Here is a 24,324-nt window from a genome sequence, read left to right as displayed (position 1 = left end):
TTCGTGGCTCATGCTCCCCCATATTTCATGTCACCAAGTTCGATGAACGGGTTATCGATGTTCATGATCGGCCGAAGAGGCGAAGGTGACCATACCCGACGGTGGCGAACGCGCCCGTTCGCACGCCCAGCGGTCATGAGTCGGCTGTTCGGGCTCGACGATCTGTGGGTGGAGCGGGCTGGGAGTGCGGGCGCGGGGCGGCTGACGGATGGCGTGTCGACCGGGTTGCTGGTGTAGGTCTCATGACGCTCGCTCGCGAGGTGGCGCCAGAATATACGGCTCGCCCCGGTCTTCCCCAGGATTCGGCGCATCCGGGACCTGCGCCTCTTCCTGGCAGGTGCGGGTCGCGAGGAGGCGGGTGTTACGTGTCAACATCTGAACACCCCTTGCCTGCCGGAGAGTCGGGAGCTAACTTCCAGGTCGAATACTTCAAGTGAGGCGCTGGCAAGGCGTGTTCCGCTGGGAAGTGTTCATCCGGGCCACTTGCATGGGGGTGTTGTGGGGCCGCTTAGTGTTGCCAAACTTCTGGAGTTCGAGCAGAACGTCATCCCCGCGGTGGGCCGTCTCCGGCAGCTGCGGAGCGAGCCCCGCGGTGGCTCACCGGCCGGCTCCGACGAGGAGATACGTTTCGCGGTCGACGCCGTCCGTGCCGCTGTCGAGGGTCTGCGGGGGCTGATGTCGGAGCGTCAGATAGCCGCCACCTGCAAGGACTTGAGGCTCTGGCAGGAAGCGGGCTGCGAGGGTGTGCCGCACTTCGACAGCACCCGGGACGCGGTGCCCGCGCCCGAGGACGGTGAGGCCGCCGCCTTCGTGGGGCCCGTGACCCTTCCCAACAGCGACCGGCACGATGTCCACATCGAGGCGTTCTCGGTGATCCGCCAGGACCCGGACAGCACCTCTCTGCTCCAGGCCGCCTACCCGCACCCCAAGGCCGTCTTCCAGTCGACCCGGCTGCTGTCCGCCTCCCGCGGCCTGCGGGAGGGCAACTGCGTGGTCTTCTTCCCCGAGAACATCCCGGCCGCCACGCGCTGCACGGACCAGAATTTCGCGTGGTTCTTCTTCAACCGGCACACCGAGATATACGCCCACACCCTGGCGATCACGGAGCGCCTGTGCGGGCCCGGTTCGCCGTTCGCGGGCGAGGACGAGCTCGTCTCCGCGGACGTGGACCCGGAGGACACCTACCAGGCGCGCTGTGTCTGGGGGTACATGCACGACTACTTCCACCACACCGGCCCGCGCCCCCTCGACCAGCACCTGGCGATCAAGACGACCTGGCGGCCGGGGCTCCTGGAGGAGCTCAAGGTCGACATGAAGTCGGCGATCGCCTGCTTCGAGGAGGAAGTGCCGTACGGCGAGATCGTGTTCGAGTACATCCTGCTGGAGCGGCTGTTGCGCTACCCGGCGCAGCCCGAGCCGCTACGCAACTTCGACGCCGGCACCGGCTTCGCACTGGGCACCTGGCTCGCCTCGCAGGGGCTGTTCACCCAGGACGACCAGGGGCGCAGCGTCCTCGGAACGAAGGCCCGCATCGTCGAGTCGGTACGTGAACTCGTGCGTCTGATCGAGGAGATCGAGGCCACGCGGGACGACGCCGTCTACCGGTCCGATGCCGTGGACTTCCTCTTCGGGACGCTGCTTCGCCGCCCGGAGGCCAAGCCCGACCGCTACGGCGGCCCCCTCGCGCCGCTCGGCCTATGGGGCTCCGAGGTCCATGTCTGAGCCGCGCGGCGCCGGGGAGCTCGAAGCGATCCTCAAGGACCCGGGCTTCTGCCGCTACTCCACCGGGCACACCGCCGTTGTCGACTGGGATGCCGAGGCAGGCTGGTCCGAGCCGCGCGTCGAGCCCTGGGCCGACCTGGTGATGGACCCGGCCACGCTCGGACTCCACTACGGGCAGGCGGTGTTCGAGGGACTGAAGGCATTCCGTTCCGCGGACGGATCGGTGCACCTGTTCCGGCCCGAGGACCATGGGCGGCGCCTGGCCCGGTCCGCCGCACGGCTCGCGATGGCCGAAATGCCCGCCACGCTGTTCTCCCGGGCATGTGCCGCGCTGGTCGCGGCCGACGAGCGATGGGTGCCGGGCGGCTACGGCCAGAGCCTCTATCTGCGGCCGCTGCTCATCGCCACCGAGCCGGACCTGGGGCTCCGGCCGTCGAAGCGCTACCGGTGCGTGATCCTGGCCTACCCCGCGGACCCGTGTTTCGGGGCCGGCTTCCGTCCGCTGTCGGTCACCACATCGACCGAAACCGTGCGGGCGGTACGCGGCGGCACCGGCGAGTCCAAGTGCGCAGGGAACTACGCCGCCGGCCTCCTCACCCGTACCGAGGCGCAGGCCGCCGGGTACGACGAGGTGCTGTGGCTCGACGGGCTGGAACGGAGCCGGATCGAGGAGCTCAGCACCATGAACGTCTTCCTCGTCTGGCGTGACGGGGCGCGGGCACGGGTGACGACCCCGCCGTGCGACGGAACCATCGTCCGTGGCCTGACCCGCGACTCGCTGCTGACCCTGGCCGAGGACCGGGGGATCGCGGTCGCGCAGGAGCACACCACGATCGACGCGGTCCGCACCGGCCTGCGCTCCGGAGGGCTGGCCGAGGTGTTCGCCTGTGGCACGGCCGGTGTCGTCGTCCCGGTGAACCGGCTCGGTATCGGCGGCGAGGACATGACCGTCGGCGACGGAGGGGAGGGCCCGATGACCGCGCTGCTGCGGAACAGCCTGCTCGACGTCCAGCACAGACGTACGCCCGACACGCATGGCTGGCTTCGGACCATCACATGGGCCGATGAGAACGGGGGACGACACGCATGAACGACAACAGCACGGCCTTGACGAGCGACCGGGAGCCCGCCCTGTCGGGAGTCACCGTGATCCACACCCTGGGCCCCACGGGCACCAACCTGGAGAAGGCCGCTCACCACTGGCTCACGGAGCGGGGCGTCGCCGGGAAGGTGGTGCTCCACACCGAGGTGGAGGACGGCCTCGACGCGATGGCTTTCGACGGCACCGAGGCCATCCTCGCCTGCGCCGTCTACCCCCGGCTGCACGACCTCGTCTTCAGGAACCTGCACCGCCTGGAGATGGCCGACAGCTTCATTCTCGACACCCACGACATGGTCCTGGCCGGGCGTCCGGACCACGCCGCCATGGCCACGATCGTCAGCCACCCGGCCCCCAGCAGCCTGGTGGCCGAACTCGGCGATGTCACGCTGACCAGCAGCAACTCGCTCGCCGCGGCGCAGTGCGCGGCCGGGCAGTACGACGCCTGCGTCACGACGAGGCCCGCCGCGGCGGCCAGGGGGCTGCGGCTGATCAAGAACTTCGGCCCGGTGCCGATGATCTTCACTCTGCACGTCGGCCGGACCCTCGGTGACGGCGCCCGCAGCGGCGCGGGGATCGGAGACGCATGCTGATCGTCGTGCAGCCCCTCTCGGCCGGCGTCCGGCTGACCGCCCGGATGGTGGCCGCCGGGGTCCCCTGCCTCGTACCGACCCAGTTCCCCGAGCTGCTGCCGCCCGAGGTGCACTCCGGCGCGACCGTCGTCGACTGGCACCCCGACGCGGGGGTGGCCGGGCTGCTCCGCCTGGTCGAGAAGGCCGTCGCGGAGACCGGGGCCGCGCCCACCGGCGTCATCGCCGGCTTCGAGTACGCGGTACCGGAGGCCGCCGAACTGGCCCTGGCCCTCGGGCTGCCCGCGCTCGGCGCGGGTGCGGCCGAGGCCGTGCGGCAGAAGGACGTCATGCGGCGGCGGTGCGAGGAGCGCGCGGTCGCCTTCCCGCGCTCGGTCACGGTCGGCCCCGGGGACACGGGCCCCTGTCCGCTGCCGTTCCCGGTCGTGGTCAAGCCGGTCGACTGCGGCGGCAGCCTGATGGTGAGCCTCTGCCACGACCAGGAGGAGTACGCACGGGCCTGCGCGGCCGTGCACGACCCCGGCGAGGACGTGAAGTTCCACCCGAACCCGCGCCGGACCGCCCTCGTCGAGGAGTACGTGGAGGGCCCCGAGTTCTCCCTCGACGGCTGGGTCGACGCCGACGGCCCGCACGTCGCGAGCGTCACCACCAAGTTCCTCTCCGCCCCGCCGGACTTCTTCGAGATGGGCCACATCGCCACCGCGCCGGAACGGTCGCCGCACGGCGAGGTCCTGGAGCGGTTCGCCCGTGAGGTCGTGGCCGCCTTCGACCTCACGGTGGGCCCGTTCCACATCGAGACCCGGATCGTCCGCGACCGCGGCCCCGTCCTGATCGAGGTCGGGGCCCGGCTCGCCGGCGACAACATCCCCGAACTGGTGCTCGCCGGACCCGGCGTGGACCTGTGCGCCGCCACGGCAGACGCCGCGCGCGGGGTGCGGCACGACCCCGGCGCGCTGTCGCCGGTGAGCGCGGGTCTCGCGTTCGTCACCACCGACCGGCCCGGCACCTTCGCCGGAACGCTCCCCGGTATCGACGCCTTCACACAGGCGGCCGAGTTCCGCGGCCTCCTGCCGGAGGCGGAACCGGGGGCGGTGCTCGACCCGGGCGACATCTTCAGCAACCGGGTCGCCCGTATCCACTTCGAGGGCGACCTTGACCGGGTCGAGGGCCTCGTCGCCTCGGTCCTCGCAGACGTGAGGGTCGACGTCCACGGCGTCGGCCACCAGGACAAGGAAGGTGCCCCCGCATGAGCAATGAACTGACCGTCACCCCCACGACCACCCCGCGCCCGCGGCCCGAGGCGGACGGGGCGGCCGGCCCCGTCCTCACCGACCACGCGTTCTTCATGCGGACCGGCAAGCGGCGCGGCTGGCGGGGGCTGACCGTGGCGGACCGGGACAGCATCCCGGCGCTGCGGCCCACGGCCGCCGCCGTGCTCGCCGGCCAGACGGTCCTCGACGAGTTCGCCGCGTACCGGCTCGCGGACGGCACGCTCGCGGTGTTCCGCCCCGACAGCCACATCAAGCGGCTGAACAACGGTGCCCGCCGGCTCGCGATGCCGCAGGTCGACTTCGACCGGGTGTGGAGTTCGGTCCGGGCGCTGGTCGAGCTGGACGAGGGCTGGCTGCCGCAGGACGCGGGGGCTTCCCTGCGGCTGCGGGCGGTGCTCGCCGCCGACGGCGCGGCGATGGCCGCCGGGCCCGCGGACGACTGCCTCTTCTACGTGCTCGGGTCGGTGCCGGCAGCCGCGGAGGCGAAGCCGCTGAAGGCCATGACCCTGGACGGGTACGTGCGGGCCTGGCCCGGCGGCACCGGTGACGTGAACGCGGCGGGCGGGCTCGCGGCGGGCGTGGTGCCCGGCGAGATCGCCGACAACTACGGCAACGACCACGTGCTGTGGCTCGACGGCCCGCAGAGGCGCTTCGTCCAGCAGATCGGCGAGCTGAACGCGTTCTTCGTGATCGACGGCGTACTGACCACGCCCGCGCTCGACCGCACCGTCCTGCCCGGCGTCACCCGTGACTCCGTCGTGAAGCTCGCCCGGGACGCGGGGACCACCGTCGTCGAGCGGCCGGTGGAACTCGCCGAGGTCCTCAAGGGCGTTGCCGACGGCTCCGTCACCGAGTGCTTCGCCACCGGCACGGCCGCCGGGGTGTCGCCGGTGGTCTCCCTCGGCCACGAGGGCGAGGAGTACCGGCTCCCGTCGCAGGAGGCCGGCCCGGTGACCGCCCGTTTCCGGGACCTGCTGGACGGCATCCACCGGGGCGAGTCCGTCGACCGGTTCGGCTGGATGCGGCGGATCACCGAAGTAGCGCCCGTACACGCCTGAGGGAGGAGAGAACCATGGCGTATGTCGTCACCGACGAATGCGTGGGCTGTAAGTACACGGACTGTGTGGACGTCTGCCCCGTGAGCTGTTTCCACGAGGGTCCCGAGATGCTCTACATCAACCCCGAGGAATGCATCGACTGCAACGCGTGCGTTTCCGAGTGCCCGCCCGAGGCGATCTGGGTGGACATCGACCTGCCGGAGGACAAGCTCCAGTGGATCGAGATCAACGGCGAGATGAGCAGCAAGTACCCGGTCATCTTCGAGAGCCGGGGCACCAGGGGCGAGCCCGCCGAGGGCACCGCCGAGCCCTCCAGCCAGCCTTCCTGACCCAAAGAGCGGGAGCCTAGGTCATGACGACCCACGTCGAGAACCCCTTCATGCTGGGCCTCGACTCGAACTTCTATCTGAAGGACGAGTTCGAGAGCCCCGAGAAGCGCACCAACGTCACCTGGTTCTACCCGAAGATCTGCGCCTTCCAGGACGCCCTCGACTCCGAGGGCAAGAAGGCGGAGTACTTCTCGTTCCTGGACCGCCAGTCCCACCCGGAGCAGACCGACATCCTGCTCTACTTCCACATCCCGTTCTGCGAGGCCTTCTGCAACTTCTGCGCCTGCTTCAAGGAGTCGGCGGCGAAGTACCAGGGCGAGCGGCAGAAGCGCTTCGTCCAGGCGATGGTCAAGGAGATCCAGCGCAACGCCCGCTCGAAGTACTTCGAGGGGACGAAGGTCAAGTACGTCCAGTTCGGCGGCGGTACGCCGTCCGCCCTGGAGCAGGAGTCGATGGCCACCATCCTGGAGGCCGTCCACCGCGAGTTCGACCTGAGCGAGGTCGACGGCATCTCCCTGGAGGGCAGCCCGCTCGGGCTCTCCAAGGACGGCTACATCGAGATGCTGAAGTCACTCGGCATCACCCGCATCTCCTTCGGCGTACAGACCCTCGACGAGGACATCCGTCGCAAGCTCACCATCAAGGCCAGCGTCGAGCAGGTCCACCAGACCGCCGAGAACATCCGCAAGGCCGGCATCCGCACCTTCGCCCTGGACCTCATGTACAACCTGCCGGGGCAGGACGACGAGGTCCTGGCCCGGGACCTGGAAGGCATCTGCGGCGAGCTGCGCCCCAGCTTCGTGCAGACGTACCGCTTCAACCAGTGGGAGGGCACCCGCCTCGACCAGCAGATCCGGGCCGGCAAGGTCGCCGAGGTGAAGCCGTCGGGCGCCATCGAGCGGGATCAGTACCGGCAGATCAAGGACGGTCTGGCCGCGTACGGCTACGACAAGCAGCTCCTGATCAACTTCTTCACCCACCTCGACGACGCGGGCGAGATCGGCCTCAACCACGCCTGCGGCGGCAACGGCTACCGCGCCAGCTACACCCTCGGCATCGGTCCGGCCGCCGAGAACTACATGGGCGAGCGCAGCTACCGCAACCACACCGATGTCGAGCGGTGGATGCGGGAGGTCGAGGAAGGCATCATCCCGATCGAGCAGGGCCGCATCTGCTCGGAGGACGAGGTCGAGAACCGGGTCATGGTCTTCTTCCCGGTCTTCGGCAGTGTCCGCAAGGGTGACGTCGGCAACTTCGAGAAGTACCGCCGCGAGGTGGACTGGCTGGTCGAAGGGGGCTACGCGATCGAGACCGACGAGGACCTGACCCTCACCGAGGTCGGCCGGGAGAACGCCGGCAACATCGCCTTCCTCTTCTACTCGGACGAGGAGAAGGCCCGCGCCCGGCGCACGATGTACCTGTCGCTGAAGAACAAGCGCAACCCCTTCCACCAGGACGCGCAGAACATCCCGCGCACCCCGCTCTTCCTCCAGACGCGCCCGAAGTCGGCGCAGGAGATCACCAAGGAGAGCACCTCCGCCAAGCCCGAGGGGAGCTGATCCGCCGGTGGACACCCGCAAGACCCAGAAGGAGATCGAGGACGACCTCCGTGGGGTGATCGCCTACATCTTCCCGGCGCAGCTGGTCGAACTCGACTCCGACACCCCGCTGTTCAACGGCGGTCTGGCGCTCAACTCGACCCAGATGATCGAACTGACCCTGGGCTTCGAGACGTTCTACGACATCGAGCTCGAACCCGAGCTGCTGACGACGGAGAACTTCGCGACGCTGGGTTCCCTCGCCGGTCTCCTGGAGGAACTCCTCGAAGATGAGGTGTCCCCTGTCTGAGATCCGTCCGGACGTGCGCGTGGTGCTGATCCACGGGAACGCCGGAGCGAGCGTCGAGGGCATCTGGTTCCCGTATCTCAAGCGGGAACTGGAGGCCCTCGGCGCCGAGGTGGTGGCCGAGACCTTCCCCGACCCCATCAAGGGCCGGATGCGGTACTGGCTGCCCTACCTCACCGACGTCATCCGCCCGGACGGGAGGACGGTCATCGTCGGCCACTCGTCCGGCGCGCTGGCCGCCTTCCGGTACGCGGAGAAGGCGCCGCTCCTCGGCACCTTCGCCGTCGCCGGCCACCACCACGACTGCGGCTTCGAACTGGAGCGGCGCAGCGGCTTCTTCGACACCCCTTGGGACTGGGACGCGATCCGCGCCAACCAGTCGTTCATCGAGCAGTTCCACTCGAAGGACGATCCCTGGGTGCCCTTCGAGGTCGCCGAGGAACTGCACGAGCTGACCGGGAGTACGTTCAACGCCATGCACGGCATGGGCCACTTCGGCTCGTACGACCAGCGGATGGACACCTTCCCGGAGCTGCTGGAGGCGATCCGCCGCCGCCTCGACGGGACTCGCCTGGAGGAACGATGAACGTCATGCTCGCCGACGAGCTTCTTGAGCGGCGGCGGGACAGCGCGGCCACGGCCGTCGTGGACCTGGAGACCGGCGAGCAGGTCTCGTACCGGACCCTCGCCCGGCGCGTCCAGGCCCTGACCGACCTCCTCGCCGGGCTCGGCGTGGGCCGGGGCGGCACCGTCGCGATGGTGATGGACAAGTCCGCCGCCTCGGTGGCGGTCATGTGGGCCGCCCTGCGGCTCGGCGCCCGCTACGTACCGCTGGACGAGTCGCTGCCGGCGGCCCGGATCGCGCTGCTGCTCGGCAAGTGCGCGCCCACGGCCACCCTGGTCCAGCCCGCCTACCGGGAACTGCTCGAAGGCGCGCCGGCCGGGGCTGTGGTCACGGTGGGCGCGGACCCCGTGGACGCCGGCACCGGCTGGGACCCCTCGGCCGAGGCCGGGCCGAGGCCGGCCGGCGTGGCGGGCCGGAGCCCCGACGACCACGCGTACGTCGTCTTCACCTCCGGCTCGACCGGCTCGCCCAAGGGCGTCGTGATCAGCCACCGGTCGATGTGCGCCCTGCTGGCCGGGGTGCAGGAGACCGTCGGTTTCGAGGACGGCATGCGCTTCCTCAATGTGGCGCCGCTCTTCTTCGACGCCTCCGTCGTGGATCTGTGGTCGACCTTCCTGGTCGGCGGCAGCGTCCATCTGCTGCCCCGGCTGCGCATGCCCACCCAGGTCACCCGGGCCGTCGAGGAGTGGCGGATCACCGACACGCTGCTCGTGCCGTCCGTGATCCGGATGCTGGTGAGCCGGTTCAGCGACGCCGGGCGGCGCGACCTCGGCTCGCTGCGGCGGCTGTGGTTCGGCGGCGAGTCGTGCCCGGTGTCGGTCCTGGAGGCGTTCTCCGCCCTCGTACCGGGACTGCGGTACGTGCACGGGTACGGGCCCACCGAGACCACGCACAGCGCGACGCTCTTCCTCACCGACGCCCCGGGCAAGGACGGCGAGGAGTTCCTGCCCATCGGCCATCCGCTGCCGGCCGTCGACGTGCTCGTCGTGGACGACGAGCTGCGGCCGGTCCAGGACGGGGAGACCGGCGAACTCCTCATCGGCGGAGCGCAGGTGATGGCGGGCTACTGCGGCGAGCCGGAGCGCACCGCCCGGTCCGTGGTCGAGCTCCCGGCCGGCGCCGGGGGCCGGTACTACCGCTCCGGCGACTACGTGCGCCGGCGGCCGCAGGACGGCGCCCTGGTCTTCCTGGGGCGCCGCGACGACGCCCTGAAGATCAACGGCAACCTCGTCCACCTCTCCGAGGTGGAAGCGGCGACGCTGGCCGTGGACGGGGTGACGGACTGCTGCGCGGTCCCGGTGGCCCACCCGCTGACCGGCCGGGCGATCATGCTCTTCGTCCTGGGCCGGCAGGACGGCGGCACGGGCCCGCGCGAGGAGGGGCTGCGCCGGGAGCTCGCGCTGCGGCTGCCCGACTACATGCTGCCGGCCCGCATCGAGTTCCTGGCCGACGGGGACGTGAGCCTGACGCCGTCCGGCAAGCTCGACCGCGACCGGCTGCGGGCGACAGCGGACGCGGCCGGAAACGGGACGGAGTCCAGGTGACCGACGCGGAGCTGGCCCGCTTCGAGCGGTGCGGCGTGCTGACGGTCGTGCCCCGCTCGGCCACCGGTCTCGCACTCGGCGACGAACCCGCGCTGCTCCTGCGGCACCGGGCGGAGGAGTTCCTTCCGGCGCCCGGCACCGTGGACCGGCTGGCCGGCGCGTACGCCCGCGAGGGGCTCGGCGTCGAGGCCCGGACCGAGGTGGGCATCACCGTCTCCGGCGCCCCCGCCCTGCTGGCGGAGGTCTTCGGCCACCCGGTGCGGCCGGTGCGGAACAAGTACATCCGGGAGACGGTCCGCCACGAGTTCGCCGCCGCCGGCCCGCTCCGCTCCCGGCTCCACCCCGAGCTGGTCGCGGAGGTACGGGTCCCCCGGGCGGGCTTCGAGCTGGGCGTCGGCGCCACCCCGCCCCTCCCTCGCGACGCCCGGTATCTGCGGCTGCCCGAGGACGCGGTGCGCCTCGCGGGCGCCGGCCGGCCGCACGCGGCCGGTGTCCGGGGCGACGGGGTCCGGGTCGTGATGGTGGACACCGGTCTGTACGACCATCCGCACCACCGCGCCCACGGCTACCGCACGACGGTCCTCCCCGCGCTGTCCGCCCTCGATCCCGCCGTGGACGAACGCGGCCACGGCACCGCCATGTCGGCGCTGCTGCTCGCGGTCGCGCCGGGGGCCGACCTCACCATGGTCAAGATGGCCTGCGAAAGCTTCTCCTTCCCGCTGGCGGCCTTCCAGCGGGCGGTGGAGCTGGCCCCGGACGTCATCTCGTGCAGCTGGGGCACCCTGCGCGCGGAGCCGCACCTCCACCTGGAGGTCGCGAACGCGGTGCGGCGCGGGATCACGGTCCTGTTCGCCGCCGGCAACGGTTCCACGGACCGGCGTACCGCCATGTTCCAGTCGGTGGCGACCCCGGACGCGATCACGGTCGGCGGGGTCCATGTGGGGCCGGACGGGCGCAGGCAGGCCGCCGACCTGGCGTCCAGCTACCGCTCGGACGTCTTCCCCGGCCGGCGGGTCCCCGACCTGTCCGGGCCCTGCGGCATGCTGCCCAACGGCGACTACGTGGTGTTCCCGACCCAGCCGGGGTGCATGTTCGACCGTCGTAACAGCGCGTACGACGGCACCGCCCCCGACGACGGCTGGCTGGTGTCCAGCGGAACATCGGGAGCGACTGCGTACGCGGCCGGGGTGGTGGCGCTCGCGGTGCAGCAGGGCATCGGCAAGGGCCGTGCGCTGACCGCCGCGGACCTGGCGGACGCCTGTCTGCCGGTGACGCGGGGGCGGACGCTCACCGGTGACGACTGCGGCGGGACCTGCCCGAACGAGGCGGTGGGCCATGGCCTGCTCACCGCCTCGCTGCCCGCGGCGACCGGGCTCAGATGAGGCGTCGCATCCAGCCGTACTGATCCTCGGCGCGCCCGAACTGGATGTCGACGAGGCTGCGGCGCAGCTTCATGGTGATCGAGTCCTCGGCGCCGGTGTCCGGGGCGGTCACCTCGCCGTCCTCCCAGACGAGGCGGCCGACGGGAGTGACGACGGCGCCGGTGCCGCAGGCGAACACCTCGCGGATGTCGCCGGTGCGGGCGCCCTCCCGCCATTCGCGGATGTCGACGGGCCGCTCCTCGACGTCGAGACCGAGATCCTTGGCGAGGGTGAGGACGGAGGCGCGGGTGACGCCCTCCAGGATGGTGCCGAGCTCAGGCGTGATGAGACGCCCGTCGCGGGTGACGAAGTACAGGTTCATACCGCCGAGTTCCTCGACGTACCGCCCCTCGGTGGCGTCCAGGAAGCACACCTGGTCGCAACCGTGCTCATCGGCCTCCAGCATGGGCGCGAGGCCGGCGGCGTAGTTGCCGCCGCACTTCGCCGCGCCGGTGCCGCCGCGCCCGGCTCGGGTGTACTGACCGGAGAGCCAGATGGAGACGGGCTTCACACCGCCGGAGAAGTACGGGCCGACCGGCGAGGCGATGACCATGTACGTGACCTCGGCCGCGGGCCGCACACCGAGGAACGCCTCGGAGGCGAACATGAACGGCCTTAGGTAGAGGCTCTGTTCGCCCTGGCCGGGCACCCAGTCGCGGTCGGCGCGCACCAGTTCGGTGACGGAGTCGAGGAAGACCTCGACGGGCAGCTCGGGCAGGGCCAGCCGGCGGGCCGAGCGGTTGAAGCGCTTGCCGTTGGCCTCGGGCCGGAAGGTCCACACCGAGCCGTCCGGATGGCGGTAGGCCTTCATGCCCTCGAAGATCTCCTGCGCGTAGTGCAGGACGGCGGCTGCCGGATGCATCGGGATGGGGGCGAACGGCACGACGGCGGCGTCCCGCCAGCCGCCGTCCTTCGTCCACACGACACGGGCCATGTGATCGGTGAAGTACTTGCCGAACTTGGGGTCTTCCAGGATCTCGGCGCGACGGGCGCGACTCGCCGGGCTGGGATTGGCCTCGACCGTGAACCGCACACTCATCGCAGGGACCCTCTCGGTTCCGTGGTGCACTGTTGGTTGGCGGCAGGCACGTTGGCCTGCGGCCGGGCAGGCGGCAAGGAGAGAGGATACCGGAGTGGCGCCTCACACGACATGGACAGAACGCCTGGTCGGCAGGCGAGTCCTGTGCGTAGGAACGGACTTGGCGGACGTGGCGGAGATGCGGAGCGTGCTCGCCCGCCGGCCTTCTTTCGGGGCCAAGGTGTTCACCCCTGCGGAGCGCGCCTACTGCGACATCATGAAGGACCCGGCCGAGCGGTACGCGGTTCGGTTCGCGGCCAAGGAAGCGGTGTTGAAAGCACTGGGTACGGGCCTCGCCGGTGCGCCGCTCACCGATATCGAGGTCCGGCGGGCCCCGGAGGGGAAGCCCTCCCTCCACCTCACGGGCCGGGCGGCGGCGCTGGCGGAAGCGGCGGGCGTCCGCATCTGGCTGATCAGCCTCACGCATACGGCGACGCAGGCGCACGCGATGGTGGCAGGGGTCGGGGACGAGGCGTGAACTCGCGGGTGGGGACTCTGCCGCGCGGTTCCGGGCGTTCCCGCGGGGGTCGGTAACGCCGGCGGGCGGTACTGATGCCGGCGGGTATCACGCCCGGCACGATGTCGCGTACGCCGTCAGTCATGGGCGGGCATGTTGGCGGGCATTCGGCCTCAAGTTCGAGGCGGTCCTGACGGGGCGGCCGGGGCGGCGCTACCCTGCGCGGACGATCCTTCACTGGAGGTGCGCATGCGACGTTCCGTCGCGCGGAATGTGTCGTTCTTAGGTGTTCTCGCCGTGGTCGCGTCGGTCGGGGCGGCAGCCCCGTCCGCGTCCGCGCCACCGGTCGCACCGCCGGCCAAGTCCCCGGTCGCGGTGGGATACGGGGGAGCGGTCTCCAGCGTCGACGCCGACGCGACCGCCGCCGGTATCGAGGTGCTCCGCAAGGGCGGCAACGCCGCGGACGCGGCGGTGGCGACCGCGGCGGCGCTCGGGGTGACCGAGCCGTACTCGGCGGGGCTGGGCGGTGGTGGCTACTTCGTCCACTACGACGCCAGGACCCGTACCGTTCAGACCATCGACGGCCGGGAGACCGCGCCGCGCAGCGCGGACTCCTCGCTCTTCATGGAGAACGGGAAGCCGCTCGCCTTCGACGACGCCGTCACCAGCGGACTCGGCGTCGGCACCCCAGGCACCCCCGCCACCTGGGAGACGGCACTCGACACCTGGGGCAGCAAACCGCTCCGTCAGGTGCTGAAACCGGCCGAGCGCCTCGCCCGGGACGGCTTCGTCGTCGACAGCACGTTCCGTTCCCAGACCGAGGGCAATCAGGCCAGGTTCGCCGACTTCCCGGCGACCCGGAAGCTCTTCCTGCCCGGTGGTCAACTGCCGGTGGTCGGCTCGGTGTTCAAGAACCCGGATCTGGCCCGCACCTATGAGGAGGTCGGCCGCAAGGGCCTCGACGAGATCTACCGGGGCAAGCTGGCCGAGGATGTCGTGCGGACGGTGCGCAATCCGCCCGTCGACCCCAAGTCCTCCCGCGTGGTGCGGCCGGGCGACCTGACCACGAAGGACCTGCGCTCCTACCGGGCGCTGCGACAGGCGCCGACGAAGACCGGCTACCGGGGGCTCGACGTGTACGGCATGGCGCCGTCCTCCTCCGGTGGTACGACGGTGGGCGAGGCCCTCAACATCCTTGAGTCCACGGACCTTTCCAGGGCGAGCGAGGCGCGGTACCTGCATCGCTACATCGAGGCGAGCCGGATCGCGTTCGCCGACCGGGGGCGCTGGGTCGGCGACCCGAAGTTCGAGGACGTGCCGACGAAGGGGCTGCTCAGCCAGCGCTTCGCCGACTCGCGGGAGTGCCTGATCAAGGACGACGCGGTGCTGACCAGCCCGCTCGCGCCGGGTGACCCCCGCCACCCGGCGGAGTGCGCCACCGGTGGGAAGGCCGCGCCGACGACGTACGAGGGGGAGAACACCACTCACCTGACGACCGCCGACAAGTGGGGCAACGTCGTCGCGTACACCCTGACGATCGAGCAGACCGGCGGCAGCGGGATGACCGTGCCGGGGCGCGGCTTCCTGCTCAACAACGAGCTGACGGACTTCTCGTTCGCGCCCGCCGACCCGGCCGTCCACGACCCGAACCTGCCGGGTCCGGGCAAGCGGCCGAGGTCGTCGATCTCGCCGACCATCGTGATGAAGCACGGGCAGCCCGTGCTGGCCCTGGGTTCGCCGGGCGGCGCCACGATCATCACGACGGTGCTGCAGTCCCTGATCGGCAAGGTCGACCGGGGGCTCTCCCTGGTGGACGCCATCGCGGCGCCCCGCGCCAGCCAGCGCAACGCCGCGACGACGGAGCTCGAACCGGGGCTGTGGGACAGCCCGGTGCGGGCGCGACTCGAAGCCCTGGGGCATGTCTTCAAGCCGAACCCGGAGATCGGTGCGGCGACGGGTGTGCAGCGGCTGCCGGACGGGCGATGGCTCGCGGCCGCCGAGCCGGAGCGGCGGGGTGGCGGTTCGGCCATGGTGGTGAGGCCGGCCGGCCGGTCCTGACGGGCCGTCGACAACAAGACACGGGGGGCCGGTCGTCGCGTGGTGAACGCGGCGGCCGGCCCTCCGGGCTATTGACGTGAACATGCCTGGGGGAGCATCTTGGCATCTCGGTAAGGAAACTTTCCTAACAGAAGGGCACCCCCCACCATGCGTATGCGAACGCTTGCCCTCGCCGCAGCCTCCGGCGCCGCTCTGCTCGCGGCCGGATCGCTGACACAGGCCGCCCCCGGCGGCTCGCTCTCCCCCTCCGCCGCTCCCGCGACGGCACGGAACGCGCACTCGGGTGCGGTGCACCTCGAAACCGTCGCCCATACCGCCCGGCTGTCCGACGACGGCCCCTCCGGCGGCACCGGCTCCGGCTCCGGCGTCAGGGAGGGCTCCGTCAGCGCGGCCGACCTGCTGGCCAAGGTCTCGTCCTGTTCGCAGATCTCGAACGGCAAGTACCGTACGGACGAGGAGACATCGGCCACGGTGCCGGTCTGCGGCAAGAACGGTGCGGTGTTCTGGAAGGCCGACATGGACATCGACTGCGACGGGCAGGTGACCACCGCCTGCAACACGGACACCGACCCGTGGTTCCAGGACGACACCGCGTTCCACACCTCGGGCGACAAGCCGCTGAGTGCGGAGAAGCTGCCGTACGTCGTCGTGCCGAGCAGCAGCGGCATCTGGAACTACAGCAGCGCCGGGATCAAGGGCGGCGGCGTCGTCGCCGTCATCTACGGCGGCAAGGTGGAGTACGCCGTCGTCGGCGACACCGGCCCCGACAAGATCATCGGTGAGGCCTCGTACGCCACGGCGAAGGCCCTCGGCATCGACCCCGACCCGGAGACGGGCGGCGCCGAATCCGGAGTCACGTACATCCTGTTCAAGAACTCCGAGGTGTCTCCGATCGAGAGCCACGACGCGGCGGTGACCGCCGGGGACGCCCTGGCCAAGGAGTTCCTGCAGAACAACTAGGTCGTGTCCGCGGTGGCTTTCACAGCGCGGTCAGGATTCTGGGGCCGTCGTCCGTGATCGCCACCGTGTGCTCGGCGTGGGCGGCCCTGCTGCCGTCGGACGTGCGCAGCGTCCAGCCGTCCGGGTCGGTGTGGAACGTGTCCAGGCCGCCGCCGAGCAGCATCGGTTCGATGGCCAGCACCATTCCGTGCCGCAACGGCATCCCGCGGCCCGGTCGTCCCTCGTTGGGGACGCCCGGGTCCTCGTGCATGGACCGGCCCACGCCGTGGCCGCCGAACCCCTCCAGGATGCCGTAGCCGGCCGTACGGCAGACCCGGCCGACCGCGTGCGCGATGTCACCGATCCGGTTGCCGACGACGGCCGCCGCGATGCCCGCGTCCAGCGCCGCGAACGCCGTCTCGACCAGCCGGGTGTCCGCGGGCCGGGCGCGGCCGACGGTGAAGCTGATCGCCGAGTCCCCGACCCAGCCGCCGAGCTTCGCACCCGCGTCGATGCTCACCAGATCGCCGTCGCGCAGCCGCAGGTCCGTCGGGATTCCGTGCACGACCGCGTCGTTGACCGACGTGCAGATCACGCCGGGGAACGGGACCGGGGCGAAGTCCGGCCGGTAGTTGAGGAACGGTGACCCGGCGCCCGCCTCGCGCAGGACGCCGCGGGCCACCTCGTCGAGTTCCCGCAGTGAGACGCCGGCCACCGCCGCGTCCCGGGTGGCCGCCAGAATCTGCGCCACGACCCGGCCGGCCTCGCGCATGGCTTCGATGGATGTGTCTGTCTTGAGTTGCACCATGCCAATTACTATACCGGTTCAGGCGGTATTAGAATGACGGCATGGTACGAACGCCCCTGACCCCAGAAGAGCACCTGCGAGGCGAGCGGCTCGGCCGCCTGCTCCGCGAGGCGCGCGGCCGCCGCAGCATGGTCGACATCGCCCGCAGCGCCGGAATCTCGGCCGAGACGCTCCGCAAGATCGAGACCGGCCGCGCCCCCACCCCCGCCTTCTTCACCGTCGCGGCACTGGCGGGCGCGCTCGGCCTCTCGATGGACGAGCTGCTCCTGCGCTGCGCCCCCGAGCCGGACGTCGTCCCGTTGGCCGGGTAGCGGTGGCGGGAGCGGGGCGTGCCGGAGGCGCCCGCGTACCGCACCCGCGCCGGTGCGTAGGGTTGCGCCATGAGCCTCCAGGAGTTCGCCCGAAGCGAGTACGTCAGCCTCACCACGTACCGGAAGAACGGCACGCCCGTCGCCACGCCGGTCTGGGCGGCCGTCGACGGCGACGAGCTGCTCATCTGGACCAAGGCCGATTCGTGGAAGGTCAAGCGGCTGCGCAACGACAGCCGCGTCCTCGTCACCGTCTGTGATGTCCGCGGCCGGATCGCTCAGGGCGCCCCGAGCGCCGAGGGGACCGGCCGGCTGCTCGACGCCGAGGGCACCAATGCCGTGCGCCGGGCCATCAGCCGCAAGTACACCTGGAAGTACTGGCTGCTGGACTACCCGGCGACGATCGTCCGGCTCGGCAAGCGGCCGCACATCGGGATCGCCGTCACCTTCTGAGCCCCGGAACACCCGCGCCGCCGGGGACACTCGCCGCCGAAGCCGCGTCGGAACCCGAGCCTGCCCCTGCCATGCCCGCCCTCGCCACGCCCGCCCCCGCCCCGCCCGTGCGCAGAAAGCCGCGCGGCGCCCGGTTCGGCGGCGCGCCGGGCGTGAACGAGGACCCGGCCGCGCGTGGTGCCGCCGCTCTGGACCCCGTGGCGCTGAAGTCGGCCCAGGACACCGTCGCGGCCCTGCTCCGGCTGCGGACGGAGGGCCGCAGGGGGGAGGCGCACGGGGTGCTCTGCGAGGCGGCCGGGCTGCCCGCGGACCGGTTGCCGGTGCTGGCGGCGGAACTCCGGCGGGACGCGGCCAGGATCGCGGAGGGCGATCCGCGCCGTCTCGTACCGCGACTGCTGGCGGCGGCCCGTGGGGTGTCCGGGGCGCGGGAGCGGACGTGGTGCACGCGCTGCGCGTAACGGGGATCGGACAGCGCCGGGACCTGCCCCACCGCCCCGGTTCTCCGGGCTGGACCGCACGGGTGTGAAACATGATCGACTCCGCTGGTTCACGGCGATGGTCTTGCCCCGCTGTGTGGCGGGGCTTACGTTCTCCTCTACGCACGTGTCTACGGGCGTAGAAACTGCCAAGAGGCTCTCTGACGCCGCGTCGAAGGAGCAGCTCATGTCCCACGTCGTACGCGCCGCACTCGTCCAGGCGACCTGGACCGGCGACACCGAATCCATGATCGCCAAGCATGAGGAGCATGCCCGCGAGGCCGCCCGGCAGGGGGCGGGGATCATCGGCTTCCAGGAGGTGTTCAACGCCCCCTACTTCTGCCAGGTACAGGACCCCGAGCACTACCGCTGGGCCGAGGCCGTGCCCGAGGGCCCGACCGTGCAGCGGATGCGGGAACTGGCCCGGGAGACCGGCATGGTGATCGTCGTCCCGGTCTTCGAGGTCGAGCAGTCCGGCTTCTACTACAACACCGCCGCCGTGATCGATGCCGACGGCTCGTACCTCGGCAAGTACCGCAAGCACCACATCCCGCAGGTCAAGGGATTCTGGGAGAAGTACTACTTCAAGCCCGGAAACGCCGGCTGGCCGGTCTTCGACACAGCGGTGGGCAAGGTCGGCGTCTACATCTGCTACGACCGGCACTTCCCCGAGGGGTGGCGTCAACTCGGACTCAACGGAGCCCAGTTGGTGTACAACCCGTCGGCGACCTCACGTGGTCTCTCCGGCTACCTCTGGCAGCTGGAACAGCCGGCGTCCGCCGTCGCCAACGAGTACTTCATCGCCGCGATCAACCGGGTCGGCCAGGAGGAGTACGGCGACAACGACTTCTACGGCACCAGCTACTTCGTCGACCCGCGCGGTCAGTTCGTCGGGGACGTCGCCAGCGACAAGGCCGAGGAACTCCTCGTCCGCGACCTCGACTTCGGGCTCATCGACGAGGTCCGCCAGCAGTGGGCGTTCTACCGGGACCGCCGCCCCGACGCGTACGAGGGACTGGTGGAGCCGTGAGCAGCCTGCACCATCGCCACCTCGCGGTCAGCCCCGACTGGATGGCGCTCTACTACCGGCACCCGCTGGAGATCACCCACGGCGAGGGCCGCCACGTCTGGGACGCGGACGGCAACCGCTACCTCGACTTCTTCGGCGGCATCCTCACCACCATGACCGCCCACGCGCTGCCCGAGGTCACCAAGGCCGTCACCGAGCAGGCCGGGCGGATCATCCACTCCTCCACGCTCTATCTGAACCGGCCGATGGTCGAGCTCGCCGAGCGCCTCGTCTCCCTCTCCGGCATCCCGGACGCCCGGGTCTTCTTCACCACCTCCGGCACCGAGGCGAACGACACGGCGCTGCTGCTCGCCACCGCGTACCGCAGGTCGAACCAGATCCTCGCGATGCGCAACAGCTACCACGGCCGGTCCTTCTCCGCGGTCTCCGTCACCGGCAACCACGCGTGGTCGCCCACCGGTCTGTCGCCGCTCCAGACGCTGTACGTGCACGGGGGCGTCCGCAGCCGTGGACCGTACGCGCACCTGAGCGACGGGGAGTTCATCGCGGCCTGCGTGGCGGACCTGGAGGATCTGCTCGGCCACACCAGGGACGCCGCCGCGCTCATCGCCGAACCCATCCAGGGCGTGGGCGGGTTCACCTCACCGCCCGACGGGCTGTACGCGGCGTTCCGCGAAGTCCTGGACCGGCACGGCATCCTGTGGATCTCCGACGAGGTGCAGACCGGCTGGGGGCGTACCGGCGAGCACTTCTGGGGCTGGCAGGCGCACGGGGGCAGCGGTCCGCCGGACATCGTCACCTTCGCCAAGGGGATCGGCAACGGCATGTCGATCGGGGGTGTCATCGCCCGCGCCGACGTCATGAACTGCCTGGACGCCAACTCCATCTCGACGTTCGGCGGTTCCCCGGTCACCATGGCCGCCGGCCTCGCCAACCTCTCGTACCTCCTCGAACACGATCTCCAGGGCAACGCCCGCCGGGTCGGCGGGCTGCTCATCGAGCGGCTGCGGGCGATCGCCGCCGGCTCGGAGTGCGTCCGGGAGGTGCGCGGCCGGGGCCTGATGATCGGGATCGAGCTGGTGAAGCCCGGCACGGACGAGGCGAACCCCGAGGCGGCCTCGGCCGTCCTGGAGGCGGCCCGCGAGGGCGGCCTCCTCCTGGGCAAGGGCGGCGGCCACAACACCAGCGTCCTGCGCATCGCCCCGCCTCTCTCGCTCTCCATCCCGGAGGCGGAAGAGGGTGCGGAGATCCTCGCCGACGCGCTGCAAGCGGCGGGGTGAGCCCGCGGATGTGCGGCGCTCCCGGTACCGGTGCGGGGGCGCCGCCGGTGCGGCGCGGCCGGGCAAGGCCGATTCCGCCCGTCGGGCTACCGTCCGGCGCGGTCGAACTTCACGGAGCCCCCGTTCTCCTCGTCGTCGGTGCCCCAGATCGCGTGCCGGCCGGGCAGGAAGGCGATGGCCTCGATCTTCCGGTTGTCCCGCTCGGTGAAGAGGGTGAGCGGGACGAGGCCGGACTCCGGCTTCAGGCGCAGCACGGCGTCATGGGCCACGTTGACGGTGAGCCGGCCGGCGTCGTAGACGGCGGAGGTGAACGGCCCGTCGTCCACGCCGGGGTCCGAGGCCGACGACACCATGACGGTGCCGTCGTCGAGGACTTTCAGGTCGCTGATGTGCCGCACCTCGGCCTGCTCCGGGAACGGCACCGCGAACTCCTGCCGCGCGCTGACGGTGCCGAAGTCCGGGCCGTACGCGCCGATGCGCACCGAGGAGGCGCGTACGACGGCCGGCCGGTCGCCGCTGCCCCGCGTCGCCCACACCGCGAAGGTCCTGCCCGAGCTGTCGCGGTGGAGTGCGAAGCCCGCGTAATCGTCGCCGTCGCGCCGGCCCGGCAGCGCTACGGGGCCGCCCTCGGCCTTCGCCCGGCCGTTCGCCACGACGATGTGGAAGGCATCGCCCCTGCCGGCCACGGCGATGTAGTGCCCGGGGCGGCCGGGCACCGCGTCGAGCGCCTCCAGGCCGGCGGGGAGCACGCCGAACCACGGGAGTTCCCTGACCACCGGGTCCTGGCCGGGCCGCAGACATACCGTCGCCACCCTGGACTCGCGGGGCCCGGTGTTGTCCCGTACGACGACGGCATCGGCCAGGCCGGGACCCGCGGGCGCCCCCTCGGCCGTTGCCATGCCGCTCACCCCGCCCAGGATGCCGGAGCCGACCCGCTGCCAGCCGTCGGACGGGACGGCGGTCCCGGTGGCCGGGGGAGAGGTGGCGAACGACGCACACATGACGACCGAGGCGATGACTGCGTTTCTGATCATGGAGCGAAGCTAGGCGGCCGCCCCCGGGTCCGGGGAGGACTGCCGCTCGCCGTCCGGCGGGTTCCCCCGCACGGACTCGCGGCACTCGCCCGTCCGGGGCCGGGCGCACCGGCGTGTACGACTCGGCCCGGCGCCGCACCCGCGCGGCGGCACCGTCGTCACCGCATCCGACGAGACCCATGCCGATGTGCCTCATCGGGGCGCACGGGGCGAGCAGGAACGGTTCATGAGCGAACGCCGTTGATCCGACGCGAATGGAGCAGAAGCCATGGCACGCACTCTCATTACTGGCGGACTGGTGATCACGGCCTCCGACGAGTTGCACGTTGATGTGCTCATCGACGGTGGTCGAGTCGTGGCCATGGCCACTCATGACAGCCATGGGTGGACAGCCGACCATGTCATCGACGCTGCCGGGAAGTACGTGATTCCGGGTGGCGTCGACGGCCACACCCATATGGAGATGCCGTTCGGCGGCACGTTCGCCTCCGATACGTTCGAGACCGGCACCCGGGCCGCGGCGTGGGGCGGCACGACGACCATCATCGACTTCGCGATCCAGTCCAAGGGCGGGTCCCTGGGCGAAGGGCTCGACGCGTGGCACGAAAAGGCCAATGGAAAGTGCGCGATCGACTACGGGTTTCACATGATCATGTCCGATGTGAACGAGTCCTCGCTCAAGGAGATGGACGGCCTCGTCTCGGCCGGCGTCACATCGTTCAAACTCTTCACCGCCTACCCGGGAGTCTTCCTCTCCGACGACGGTCAGATCCTGCGAGCCATGCAACGCGCCGCCTCCAACGGTGGCCTGGTGATGACGCACGCGGAGAACGGCCTCGCGATCGACGTACTCGTGGAGCAGGCGCTGGCCCGCGGGGAGAGGGACCCGCGTTACCACGGCGAAGTCCGCAAGGCGCTGCTCGAAGCGGAGGCCACGCATCGAATGATCAAGCTGAGCCAAGTGACGGGTGCTCCCCTCTATGTGGTGCATGTCTCGGCCCAGGAGGCTGTCGCCGAACTGGCGCGAGCACGGGACGAGGGACTCCCCGTGTTCGGTGAGACGTGCCCGCAGTACCTCTTTCTGTCGACCGACAACCTCGCCGAGCCTGATTTCGAAGGTGCGAAGTACGTCTGTTCCACTCCTCTGCGTCCGAGGGAGCACCAGGAGGCTCTGTGGCGTGGGTTGCGGACGAACGATCTGCAGGTGGTGTCCACGGATCATTGTCCGTTCTGTTTCAAGGGGCAGAAGGAGATGGGGCGGGGGGACTTCTCGAAGATCCCGAACGGCATGCCGGGCGTGGAGAACCGCATGGACCTGCTGCACCAAGGTGTTGTCGACGGCCATATCAGCCGCCGCCGCTGGATCGAGATCGCCTGCGCCGCGCCGGCCCGCATGTTCGGCCTGTATCCGAGGAAGGGCACGATCGCACCTGGTTCGGACGCCGACATCGTCATCTATGATCCGGCGGCCGAGCAGGTTCTGTCCGCCGAAACGCATCACATGAACGTCGACTACTCGGCCTACGAGGGCAAGCGTGTCACGGGGAGGGTGGAGACGGTGCTGTCCCGCGGGGTTCCGGTGATCGACGACCGTGCCTATGTGGGGGAGGCGGGACACGGAGCGTACTTGCCACGGGGTATGGGTGAGTACGCCAACTGAATTCGCCGCCGCCGGTGTCAAGTGGCCTCGATACACTTGGCCCGCTCGGTTTCGGGAGCGCGACACAGGCGGGAGAGCGGCGATGGCGGGAGAGCGGCGATGGCGGCAGGTGCGGGCGACTTCGGGGACCCGCCTGCCGAGGTACTGGCGGAAGCGGCCGCCGCGTTCGGACTGCTGGCGTCACCCGCGCGGTTGCACATCGTCTGGACGCTCGCGCAGGGCGAGAGCGATGTGACGGGGCTGGCGGAGCGCGTGGGCGGTGCCCTGCCCGCGGTGAGCCAGCATTTGACGAAGCTGAAGCTGGCCGGTCTCGTGCGCTCCCGGCGGGAGGGCCGGCGGCAGGTCTACTTCGTCGACGACACCGACGTGGTGACGGTGGTGCGGCTGATGGTCGGACAGTTGGCCGACCGCGCGGCGCAGGCACCGTCCCGCCGGCTCCGTGACCTGTTCGCCTGAGGCCGCCGGTGATCACGGCCGTCGTCGGAGGCGGCCGTCGGGTCCGTCCCGGACGCCGGCCGTCCACCGGGGGACGAGCCGTCCGTCCTGCCCTGGAAGGACCTGAACATGACGGATTCCGGGCCGTGTTGGCGCTGGCTGGCTGTACCGTTGGCCGCCCTGGCGGTCTGGGGCCTCGCGCGTTGCGGCCACCCCTCCACGCCTGACGCCCCGCCCCGCCCCGCGTCCGGCGCGTCATCCTCCCCGCCGCACAGCGCGAGCAGCAGCCCGAGCGCACCGGAACGCGGCGCCCCCTACGATCCGGCGGACTTCGCCACGCAGGTCCGCACCCACTCCCGGCAGGCGGGCATCAACCCCACGCTGCTGATGGCCATCCTCTACAACGAGTCGTACAAACCGCACGACCCCGAACTGGAACGGGCCTGGCAGCGCGGCAAGCCGGAAGCCTCGTTCGGCATCGCGAACATGCACCGGGCGGCCTTCGACGAGACGAAGCGCGCACACGGCTTCGCCGACCGGAGATGGGAGGAGCTGCCCGACGACCGGGACCTGGCCATCGAGGCGGCCGCCTGGCACCTGCACGACCTCGCCGCCCAGCTGCCCGCCCGGTGGGCCGGTCCTTACTCCAGGGACGAACTGCCGGCCCTCGGCTACAACGCCGGGGCAGGCAACATGAGCGCGTTCGCCCGCGGCGTGAAACCGGGCAGCCAGGCCCGCACCTACCTGGACCGACTGCACGCCAACTGGGCCAGGGCCGCGGCAGCGCTACGGACATGACCGGCG

General features: G+C 70.8%; 25 protein-coding genes. 22 read left to right on the top strand and 3 right to left on the bottom strand.

What is annotated here, in order from left to right; genetic code table 11:
• The first annotated feature begins 498 nt into the window (after positions 1-498).
• Genes ACZ6S6_RS07345 through ACZ6S6_RS07295 form a run of 11 tightly spaced genes read left to right on the top strand, consistent with a single transcriptional unit; the run spans position 499 to position 11,465 of the window.
• Positions 499-1,722, top strand: a complete 1,224-nt coding sequence (locus ACZ6S6_RS07345) for a DUF6421 family protein (RefSeq protein WP_469704302.1) — start codon at positions 499-501, stop codon at positions 1,720-1,722.
• Positions 1,715-2,812: a branched-chain amino acid aminotransferase gene (locus tag ACZ6S6_RS07340; RefSeq protein ID WP_469704301.1), complete on the top strand. Its 1,098-nt coding sequence runs from the start codon at positions 1,715-1,717 to the stop codon at positions 2,810-2,812. Before ACZ6S6_RS07345 ends, ACZ6S6_RS07340 begins: the two co-directional genes overlap by 8 nt.
• Complete coding sequence (locus ACZ6S6_RS07335; protein ID WP_469704300.1) at positions 2,809-3,414, top strand: bacilysin biosynthesis protein BacA; 606 nt, start codon at positions 2,809-2,811, stop codon at positions 3,412-3,414. Before ACZ6S6_RS07340 ends, ACZ6S6_RS07335 begins: the two co-directional genes overlap by 4 nt.
• Complete coding sequence (locus ACZ6S6_RS07330; RefSeq protein WP_362958013.1) at positions 3,408-4,661, top strand: ATP-grasp domain-containing protein; 1,254 nt, start codon at positions 3,408-3,410, stop codon at positions 4,659-4,661. Before ACZ6S6_RS07335 ends, ACZ6S6_RS07330 begins: the two co-directional genes overlap by 7 nt.
• Positions 4,658-5,740, top strand: a complete 1,083-nt coding sequence (locus ACZ6S6_RS07325; RefSeq protein WP_362958016.1) for an aminotransferase class IV — start codon at positions 4,658-4,660, stop codon at positions 5,738-5,740. The genes ACZ6S6_RS07330 and ACZ6S6_RS07325 overlap by 4 nt, the downstream gene beginning before the upstream one ends.
• 14 nt (positions 5,741-5,754) lie before the next feature.
• Positions 5,755-6,069: a 4Fe-4S dicluster domain-containing protein gene (locus ACZ6S6_RS07320; RefSeq protein WP_362958018.1), complete on the top strand. Its 315-nt coding sequence runs from the start codon at positions 5,755-5,757 to the stop codon at positions 6,067-6,069.
• A 23-nt stretch (positions 6,070-6,092) separates the two neighbouring features.
• A complete protein-coding gene (locus ACZ6S6_RS07315) occupies positions 6,093-7,628 on the top strand; it encodes a coproporphyrinogen-III oxidase family protein (protein WP_469704299.1) in 1,536 nt (511 codons plus the stop codon).
• A gap of 7 nt (positions 7,629-7,635) precedes the next feature.
• The gene (locus ACZ6S6_RS07310) at positions 7,636-7,917 is read left to right on the top strand and encodes an acyl carrier protein (RefSeq protein WP_362958024.1); all 282 of its coding nucleotides are present in this window, start codon (positions 7,636-7,638) and stop codon (positions 7,915-7,917) included.
• Positions 7,898-8,500 (top strand): RBBP9/YdeN family alpha/beta hydrolase, encoded by a 603-nt coding sequence (locus ACZ6S6_RS07305; RefSeq protein ID WP_362958027.1) that lies wholly within the window; start codon positions 7,898-7,900, stop codon positions 8,498-8,500. The genes ACZ6S6_RS07310 and ACZ6S6_RS07305 overlap by 20 nt, the downstream gene beginning before the upstream one ends.
• Positions 8,497-10,083, top strand: coding sequence for an amino acid adenylation domain-containing protein (locus ACZ6S6_RS07300; protein WP_469704298.1), 1,587 nt, complete (start codon positions 8,497-8,499; stop codon positions 10,081-10,083). The genes ACZ6S6_RS07305 and ACZ6S6_RS07300 overlap by 4 nt, the downstream gene beginning before the upstream one ends.
• Entirely contained in the window at positions 10,080-11,465 is a 1,386-nt protein-coding gene (locus ACZ6S6_RS07295; RefSeq protein ID WP_469704297.1) for a S8 family serine peptidase, read from the top strand. The genes ACZ6S6_RS07300 and ACZ6S6_RS07295 overlap by 4 nt, the downstream gene beginning before the upstream one ends.
• Here the strand turns inward: ACZ6S6_RS07295 and ACZ6S6_RS07290 are convergent.
• Positions 11,458-12,543 carry a branched-chain amino acid aminotransferase gene (locus tag ACZ6S6_RS07290; protein ID WP_362958036.1) on the bottom strand — a complete coding sequence of 362 codons (1,086 nt, stop codon included), beginning with the start codon at positions 12,541-12,543 and terminating at the stop codon, positions 11,458-11,460. The two genes, ACZ6S6_RS07295 and ACZ6S6_RS07290, sit on opposite strands and share 8 nt — an antisense overlap.
• 94 nt (positions 12,544-12,637) lie before the next feature.
• Here ACZ6S6_RS07290 and ACZ6S6_RS07285 point away from each other — a divergent pair, with 94 nt between their 5' ends.
• The 3 genes from ACZ6S6_RS07285 to ACZ6S6_RS07275 all read left to right on the top strand — a co-directional run bounded on the left by ACZ6S6_RS07285 (position 12,638) and on the right by ACZ6S6_RS07275 (position 16,057).
• A complete protein-coding gene (locus ACZ6S6_RS07285) occupies positions 12,638-13,060 on the top strand; it encodes a holo-ACP synthase (RefSeq protein WP_362958039.1) in 423 nt (140 codons plus the stop codon).
• A gap of 228 nt (positions 13,061-13,288) precedes the next feature.
• Positions 13,289-15,097, top strand: coding sequence for a gamma-glutamyltransferase (gene ggt / locus ACZ6S6_RS07280; protein ID WP_469704296.1), 1,809 nt, complete (start codon positions 13,289-13,291; stop codon positions 15,095-15,097).
• A gap of 147 nt (positions 15,098-15,244) precedes the next feature.
• On the top strand, positions 15,245-16,057 hold the full coding sequence (locus ACZ6S6_RS07275) for a glycoside hydrolase family 75 protein (RefSeq protein ID WP_469704295.1): 813 nt from the start codon (positions 15,245-15,247) through the stop codon (positions 16,055-16,057).
• Between the two features lie 19 nt (positions 16,058-16,076).
• Here the strand turns inward: ACZ6S6_RS07275 and map are convergent, their stop codons facing one another.
• Positions 16,077-16,844, bottom strand: a complete 768-nt coding sequence (gene map, locus ACZ6S6_RS07270; RefSeq protein ID WP_362958047.1) for a type I methionyl aminopeptidase — start codon at positions 16,842-16,844, stop codon at positions 16,077-16,079.
• Positions 16,845-16,885: 41 nt separating this feature from the next.
• Between map and ACZ6S6_RS07265 the strand changes: the two genes are divergently transcribed.
• The 5 genes from ACZ6S6_RS07265 (at position 16,886) to ACZ6S6_RS07245 (ending at position 20,391) form a co-directional block, all read left to right on the top strand.
• Positions 16,886-17,155 carry a helix-turn-helix domain-containing protein gene (locus tag ACZ6S6_RS07265; protein WP_362958050.1) on the top strand — a complete coding sequence of 90 codons (270 nt, stop codon included), beginning with the start codon at positions 16,886-16,888 and terminating at the stop codon, positions 17,153-17,155.
• A 69-nt stretch (positions 17,156-17,224) separates the two neighbouring features.
• A complete protein-coding gene (locus ACZ6S6_RS07260) occupies positions 17,225-17,605 on the top strand; it encodes a PPOX class F420-dependent oxidoreductase (protein ID WP_469704294.1) in 381 nt (126 codons plus the stop codon).
• A gap of 71 nt (positions 17,606-17,676) precedes the next feature.
• Entirely contained in the window at positions 17,677-18,063 is a 387-nt protein-coding gene (locus ACZ6S6_RS07255) for a hypothetical protein (protein ID WP_469704293.1), read from the top strand.
• A 205-nt stretch (positions 18,064-18,268) separates the two neighbouring features.
• Entirely contained in the window at positions 18,269-19,111 is an 843-nt protein-coding gene (locus ACZ6S6_RS07250; RefSeq protein WP_362958058.1) for a nitrilase-related carbon-nitrogen hydrolase, read from the top strand.
• Positions 19,108-20,391 carry an aspartate aminotransferase family protein gene (locus ACZ6S6_RS07245; RefSeq protein WP_469704292.1) on the top strand — a complete coding sequence of 428 codons (1,284 nt, stop codon included), beginning with the start codon at positions 19,108-19,110 and terminating at the stop codon, positions 20,389-20,391. The genes ACZ6S6_RS07250 and ACZ6S6_RS07245 overlap by 4 nt, the downstream gene beginning before the upstream one ends.
• Before the next feature lie 86 nt (positions 20,392-20,477).
• Here ACZ6S6_RS07245 and ACZ6S6_RS07240 read toward each other — a convergent pair whose 3' ends face one another.
• A complete protein-coding gene (locus ACZ6S6_RS07240) occupies positions 20,478-21,425 on the bottom strand; it encodes a hypothetical protein (protein ID WP_469704291.1) in 948 nt (315 codons plus the stop codon).
• 268 nt (positions 21,426-21,693) lie between these two features.
• Between ACZ6S6_RS07240 and hydA the strand changes: the two genes are divergently transcribed.
• From hydA to ACZ6S6_RS07225, 3 genes are all read left to right on the top strand, one after another.
• The gene (gene hydA, locus ACZ6S6_RS07235; protein ID WP_469704290.1) at positions 21,694-23,085 is read left to right on the top strand and encodes a dihydropyrimidinase; all 1,392 of its coding nucleotides are present in this window, start codon (positions 21,694-21,696) and stop codon (positions 23,083-23,085) included.
• A 99-nt stretch (positions 23,086-23,184) separates the two neighbouring features.
• Entirely contained in the window at positions 23,185-23,541 is a 357-nt protein-coding gene (locus ACZ6S6_RS07230) for an ArsR/SmtB family transcription factor (protein WP_362958070.1), read from the top strand.
• Positions 23,542-23,649: 108 nt separating this feature from the next.
• Positions 23,650-24,318 (top strand): transglycosylase SLT domain-containing protein, encoded by a 669-nt coding sequence (locus tag ACZ6S6_RS07225; RefSeq protein WP_469704289.1) that lies wholly within the window; start codon positions 23,650-23,652, stop codon positions 24,316-24,318.
• Positions 24,319-24,324 lie beyond the last annotated feature (6 nt).

The sequence above is a fragment of the Streptomyces sp. NPDC048671 genome (assembly GCF_055587045.1).
The sequence above is the reverse complement of the archived record's forward strand: the minus strand, read 5'-3'. Positions and strand labels throughout refer to the sequence as shown.